7 protein-coding genes are annotated in these 6,382 nt (G+C 33.2%); all 7 read left to right on the forward strand.

All coding sequences use genetic code 11. The features are described 5' to 3' along the window. Window positions 1–233: 233 nt before the first annotated feature. The 7 genes from lpdA (at window position 234) to ACH2BV_RS15245 (ending at window position 6,361) form a co-directional block, all read left to right on the forward strand. Window positions 234–1,622, forward strand: a complete 1,389-nt coding sequence (gene lpdA / locus ACH2BV_RS15215; RefSeq protein ID WP_395051637.1) for a dihydrolipoyl dehydrogenase — start codon at window positions 234–236, stop codon at window positions 1,620–1,622. Between the two features lie 407 nt (window positions 1,623–2,029). Continuing rightward, entirely contained in the window at window positions 2,030–2,572 is a 543-nt protein-coding gene (locus ACH2BV_RS15220; protein WP_395051638.1) for a histidine kinase dimerization/phospho-acceptor domain-containing protein, read from the forward strand. Window positions 2,573–2,614: 42 nt separating this feature from the next. After that, the gene (locus ACH2BV_RS15225) at window positions 2,615–2,980 is read left to right on the forward strand and encodes a sensor histidine kinase (RefSeq protein ID WP_395051639.1); all 366 of its coding nucleotides are present in this window, start codon (window positions 2,615–2,617) and stop codon (window positions 2,978–2,980) included. A 243-nt stretch (window positions 2,981–3,223) separates the two neighbouring features. Then, window positions 3,224–3,568, forward strand: a complete 345-nt coding sequence (locus tag ACH2BV_RS15230) for a response regulator (protein WP_395051643.1) — start codon at window positions 3,224–3,226, stop codon at window positions 3,566–3,568. Between the two features lie 502 nt (window positions 3,569–4,070). Beyond that, the gene (mddA, locus tag ACH2BV_RS15235; protein WP_395051640.1) at window positions 4,071–4,808 is read left to right on the forward strand and encodes a methanethiol S-methyltransferase; all 738 of its coding nucleotides are present in this window, start codon (window positions 4,071–4,073) and stop codon (window positions 4,806–4,808) included. A 72-nt stretch (window positions 4,809–4,880) separates the two neighbouring features. After that, window positions 4,881–5,837, forward strand: coding sequence for an NmrA/HSCARG family protein (locus tag ACH2BV_RS15240; RefSeq protein ID WP_395051641.1), 957 nt, complete (start codon window positions 4,881–4,883; stop codon window positions 5,835–5,837). A gap of 32 nt (window positions 5,838–5,869) precedes the next feature. Next, entirely contained in the window at window positions 5,870–6,361 is a 492-nt protein-coding gene (locus tag ACH2BV_RS15245) for a YybH family protein (protein WP_395051642.1), read from the forward strand. Window positions 6,362–6,382: the final 21 nt, after the last annotated feature.

A 6,382-nucleotide genomic window follows, 5' to 3' on the forward strand; every position in this document is an offset into this window, starting at 1 on the left:
TAAAACAACGAATGTTGGTATTAAAGGAAAAAGGAAGAAAGCCGGCTGGGATAACGATTATCTCGAATATCTAATCAAATTATGATGCGTTTGCCCTGAAGCCTTTATTGAATAAATTTTAATTTCCATAAATATTCCTTAATTTTGCCAACTGAATTTAATATAGAAAATACATACTTATGACACGAGCTTTTGCGACTGCATTTTTACCAAATTAAAATAAAAACGAAAAAATGAAATACGATATCATAGTTTTAGGAAGTGGACCGGGCGGATATGTAACTGCCATTAGAGCATCACAATTAGGCTTTAAAGTGGCCGTAATCGAAAAAGAAAGCCTAGGTGGAGTTTGCCTGAATTGGGGTTGTATCCCAACAAAAGCATTACTGAAATCAGCACAGGTTTTTGATTACCTTAAACACGCTTCTGATTATGGATTGACTGTTTCATCGTTTGACAAAGATTTTCCTGCGGTAGTACAACGAAGCCGCACAGTCGCTGACGGAATGAGTAAGGGTGTTCAATTCCTAATGAAAAAAAATAAAATCGATGTGATTGATGGTTTTGGAAAACTAAAACCAGGCAAAAAAATTGACGTTACTTCAAAAGATAACAAGGTTACTGAATATTCTGCTGACCACATTATTATTGCTACTGGAGCTCGTTCACGCGAATTGCCAAACTTGCCACAAGACGGAATAAAAGTAATTGGTTACAGACAAGCAATGACATTGCCAACACAACCAAAATCAATGATTATTGTTGGTTCTGGAGCGATTGGAGTTGAATTTGCCCATTTCTACAACGCAATGGGAACAGATGTTACCATTGTTGAATTTATGCCAAATGTTGTTCCTGTAGAAGACGAAGATATTTCGAAACAAATGGAGCGTTCTTTGAAAAAAGCAGGTATAAAAATTATGACAAGTTCTTCTGTAGAAAAAATTGACACTTCAGGTTCTGGTGTGAAAGCTTTTGTGAAAACAGCTAAAGGAGAAGAAGTTTTGGAAGCAGAAATTTTACTATCAGCTGTTGGAATTAAAACTAACATCGAAAACATTGGATTGGAAGAAGTAGGAATTGCAGTTGACAAAGACAAAATCTTGGTAAACGACTACAGTCAAACCAATATTCCTGGTTATTACGCCATTGGTGATGTTACACCCGGACAAGCATTGGCGCACGTTGCGTCTGCCGAAGGAATTAATTGTGTGGAAAAAATTGCTGGTCTTCACGTTGAACCTATTGATTACGGAAACGTTCCGGGTTGTACGTATGCAACACCAGAAATTGCTTCTGTAGGTTTAACCGAAAAGCAAGCCAAAGAAAAAGGATACGAGTTGAAAATTGGAAAATTCCCATTCTCGGCCTCAGGAAAAGCAAAAGCCGCTGGAACTCCTGATGGTTTCGTAAAAGTAATTTTTGATGCCAAATACGGAGAATGGCTAGGTTGCCACATGATTGGTGCTGGTGTTACCGATATGATAGCTGAAGCCGTTGTAGCTCGAAAACTAGAAACTACAGGACACGAAATACTAAAATCAATTCATCCTCACCCAACAATGAGCGAAGCAGTTATGGAAGCTGTTGCTGACGCTTATGGCGAAGTAATTCATCTTTAAAATTCTCGTACTAAAACATAATAATAATATAATATTAAAATCCGTTTTGCTTTAGCAAAACGGATTTTTATTGAACTCCGTTTTTTGAAGGATACTGGCATAAAAACAGATTGTTCAGGTTTATAAAATTATTATATCAGGACGTTATTAAAAATTAAACTTTTCAAAACATACAATATAGCCTTAATAGCAAAAAAAAATAATGCAGAGACGTAAAGAAAAACCTTATTACTGCTGGTAAAATCTTGATTCTTGATAATTTATTAAATATTTTTTGAACATAACAAATTTATTTATTAAATTTAAATTGAGTCTGATTAAAGTTAAAAAAAAAAGTTTTGTGCAACTCTTTAAGCACAAAATAAACACCATTTTTTAGGATTTTTTTAGGATAATGCCCGACTACAATGAATAATTATAAAAAAAACAAAGAAGAACTTATAAAAGAGTTACAGGAACTCCAAAAAAAGTATGATGCTGCTGTAGACTTGATTAAAAAACCCATTGCAGTTCAAGAAAGGAATTTAAATTTTACCCCTTCAGATACCGAAACAATTAACCCTTTTTACGATCAACAACAAACCCTGTCAAAACTAAACTTTCTGGGCATTGAACTTACATATCAAAACGAAGAAAAGCAAAAAAGAGCTGATGAATTGCGCCTTGCCAATATTGAGCTTGTCTTTCAAAACGAAGAGAAAGAAAGAAGAGCCGAGGAATTGAAACTTGCTAATTTAGAACTTGAATTCCAAAACGAAGAAAAAGAAAAAAGATCAGATGAATACAAAAACCTAAATGAGGAATTACTTGTATCTAAAGAACATGCAGAGAAAAGCGATAGATTAAAGTCAGTATTTCTTGCAAATATGAGTCACGAAATTCGAACTCCTATGAATGGAATTCTGGGTTTTGCCGGACTACTCAAAGAACCAATGTTAACAGGAGAATAGCGGGACGAATACATCGATATTATCGAAAAAAGTGGTGTTAGAATGCTCAACATCATCAACGATATTATTGATATTTCAAAAATAGAAGCGGGACTCATGACGGTCTATAAAACTGAGTCGAATATTACCGATCAAATAGAATATATTTATACCTTCTTTAAACCCGAGGTTGAAAGTAAAGGAATGAAATTATTGGCAATAAAAAGTTTAGCTTCGACAGATTCAATCATTAATACTGATCGCGAAAAAATCTATGCCATCCTTATCAACCTTGTGAAAAATGCAATTAAATATTCGAATAAAGGCTCCATTGAATTCAGATATACAAAAAAGGGCGAATACCTCAAGTTTTTTGCAAAAGACATGGGCATTGGAATTCCTAAAAAACGACAAAAATCTGTATTCTAGCGCTTTATACAAGTAGACACTAACGGTAGAATGGCCGTTCAAGGAGCGGGATTAGGCTTGTCTATTGCTAAAGCTTTTGTCGAAATGCTTGACGGAAAAATATGAGTCGAAAGTGAAGAAGGAAAAGGAAGTACTTTTTATTTTACCATTCCATACAATCCAATCGTAAAAAAAGAAACTGATTCTGCAAAAATTATTTCGGCAAGAGAATCAGAAAAACCAATTAAAAAACTTAAAACACTTATTGTCGAAGACGACGCCATATCGAAATTGCTAATAACGAAAGTAGTGTCCAAGTATAGCCAAGAAATTCTAAGTTCAACCACGGGAGTTAAAGCTATAGAAATATGTAAGGACAATCCTGACATCGATTTGGTAATGATGGATATCTATATGCCGGAAATGAATGGTTATGAAGCCACGAAACAAATTAGGCAGTTCAACAAAAAAGTGATAATAATTGCCCAAACAGCAAATGCTTTTACAAGCGACAAAATTAAAGCAATAGACTCCGGATGCAACGATTATATATCCAAGCCCATCAATATGGACATATTGAACGAGTTATTGCAAATACATTTTACATAAAATTTATCAAATCTAGAGACGCATTACAGTAGAGATGTACTGCGGTAGATACATGCTCCAATGCATCTCAATATCAAAAATTTTTATTATTATTTTTATTCATACTAAATAAAATTTATTACTTTTACTTTAACTTAATCGCTTAACTATAAATGTTATACATAATTAAGTAAAAATATTACGCCCCCCTTTTTGCATAAACACCTACCAAACTATTTTTTAATTTTTGTTATAAAAATGGAGTTTCTGACTTTATTGGAAGCTATGAATGAATTAATAAATAATAAATCGGACAATAATTTCAATTTCAGCTATTTCACTTATACCCAGTAAGTAAAAAAGCAGAATCTTTACAAGAATTGTTATCAGTAATCATACTACAAAAACCAGTATAGAATAGGCTTTTAAAGTCATTTACAAAAAAGTGGAAACCAAAAACCACTTTAAAAAAAGGGGTAGAACCGAAAAACCATAAGAGTAGGATACATAAAATTTGTCTAAAATGAAAAAATCAATCGCTTTTATTTATGGAGTAATCGCTTACTTTATTTTTCTTGTTGCCTTTCTTTACGCAATAGGATTTGTGGAGAATTTTATCGTCCCGAAATCAATCGACACAGGGACGGAAACATCCTTAATGCAAGCATTCTTAATCAATACCGTTTTATTAAGTCTTTTTGCCATTCAACATAGTGTAATGGCTAGACCAGAATTCAAAAAATGGTGGACAAGTATTATCAGTCCAGTAATAGAACGCAGTACTTATGTTCTACTTTCAAGTTTAGCTCTTTTTTTACTATACTGGCAATGGCAACCAATGCCATCTATTGTATGGAACATCGAGAGTGAATCAGCCGTAATGATAATAAATGGAATTTGTTTTTTCGGATGGATTGTAGTTTTACTTTCAACGTTTATGATTAATCATTTTGAATTATTTGGGTTAAAACAAATTTTTGAAAATTTAAAAGGAAAGCAATCCCAACGTCCAACATTTAAAATTAATTATTTATATAAAATAGTGCGACACCCTATTATGATGGGATTCATAATAGCATTTTGGGCAACACCAAGAATGACAATGGGTCATTTACTATTTTCCTTAACTACTACCATTTATATTTTTATAGCAGTAAAGTTTCTTGAAGAAAAAGACCTTCGCAAATATTATGAAAAAGAATATGAAGACTATCAAAAAAGTGTGTCGATGCTTTTTCCATTTATTGGAAAGAGAAATTGAAATTTTTAATTTTTTGGGCTATTATAATTTCAGACTTATTCCTTTAAATCACTAATTAAATATATTATAACTATGGACAGTAAAGCAACAAAAACGATTACAGTATTTGGAGCTACAGGCGCTCAAGGAGGTGGACTTGTAAGAGCTATTTTAGCGGATAAAAATAGTGACTTTTCAGTAAGGGCAGTTACCAGAAATGTCAATTCTGAAAAAGCAAAAGAATTGGCACGATTAGGCGCTCAAATAGTCGCAGCTGATATTGATGACATACAAAGTATTAAGAAAGTATTAGAAGGTACTTATGGAGCATACTTTGTCACCTTTTTTTGGGAGCACTTCTCTGTTGAAAAAGAACAACAAGAAGTAGCTAACTTTATTAAAGCCGCAAAAGAAGCCCATTTGAAACATATTATTTGGTCCACATTAGAAGATACCAGAAATTGGATGTCTTTGGATGATAACAGAATGCCAACTTTACAGGGAAAATACAAAGTACCGCATTTTGATGGAAAAGGCGAAGCTGATAATTTTTTTGTTGAATCAGGCTTGCCAACCACTTTTTTAAGAACTTCTTTTTATTGGGACAATTTCATCCATTTTGGGATGGGACCAAAAAAAGGGGAAGATGGCAATTACTATATCACATTACCAATGGATGATAAAAAATTAGCTGCTATTGCAGCAGAAGATATTGGCAAATGTGCTTATGGAATATTCAAGAAAGGAAGCGAATTCATTGGAAAAACAATTGGTATTGTTGGCGAAAAATTAAATGGAGATGAAATGGCGGAAAAACTCTCTAAAGCTTTAAATATAAATGTAATTTATAATAATGTAAGTCCAGAAATGTATCGAAGTTTCGGTTTTCCAGGAGCTGATGATTTGGGAAATATGTTTCAATTTAAAAGAGATTTCAATGCCGACTTTAATGGGGCTAGGGATGAAAATCTCTCAAAGGAATTGAATCCTCAACTACAAAATTTTGACAACTGGCTTTCTAAAAATGTGGCTCATGTTCCATTGGAATAAACCAATAATTTATTAACCAAAACCCTTTTATTATGAAAAAAATGAATGTACTCAAAGTCGTTTTAGTTGCCTTAATTTTAGTAACCTTAAGTTGTAAAAAAGCAGAAACTCCAGTTATTGAGGTTAAACCAGCATTTGATTTAGCCGAAGCGAGAACAGCAATAGAAACTGCTGGCGAAACATTTGTTATTGCTTTAAACAGAGGTGATTCCATCACACTGGCAAATTGTTATACAACCGATGCAAAAATGATGGGCCCAAATGAAAAATCTGTTATTGGAAGACCATCAATTCAACAAAAATTTACTGGTTGCATAAAAGCTGGAATACCTACATTCACAATGAAAACAATTGATATATGGGGTAACGAAGAAATGATGGCGGCAGAAGAACAATGGGCCTTTTCGGACAAAGACGGAAAAATACTGGATTCTGGAAAATCAATAGAACTTTTCAAAAAGGAAGACGGTAAATGGAGAATGTATCGCGATTGCTATAATTCTGATTTGCCAGTTGCAAAATAAAGTTTCGTTTCATTAAAATTA

It is taken from the genome of Flavobacterium sp., from assembly GCF_043780635.1.
Classification (GTDB): Bacteria; Bacteroidota; Bacteroidia; order Flavobacteriales; family Flavobacteriaceae; genus Flavobacterium.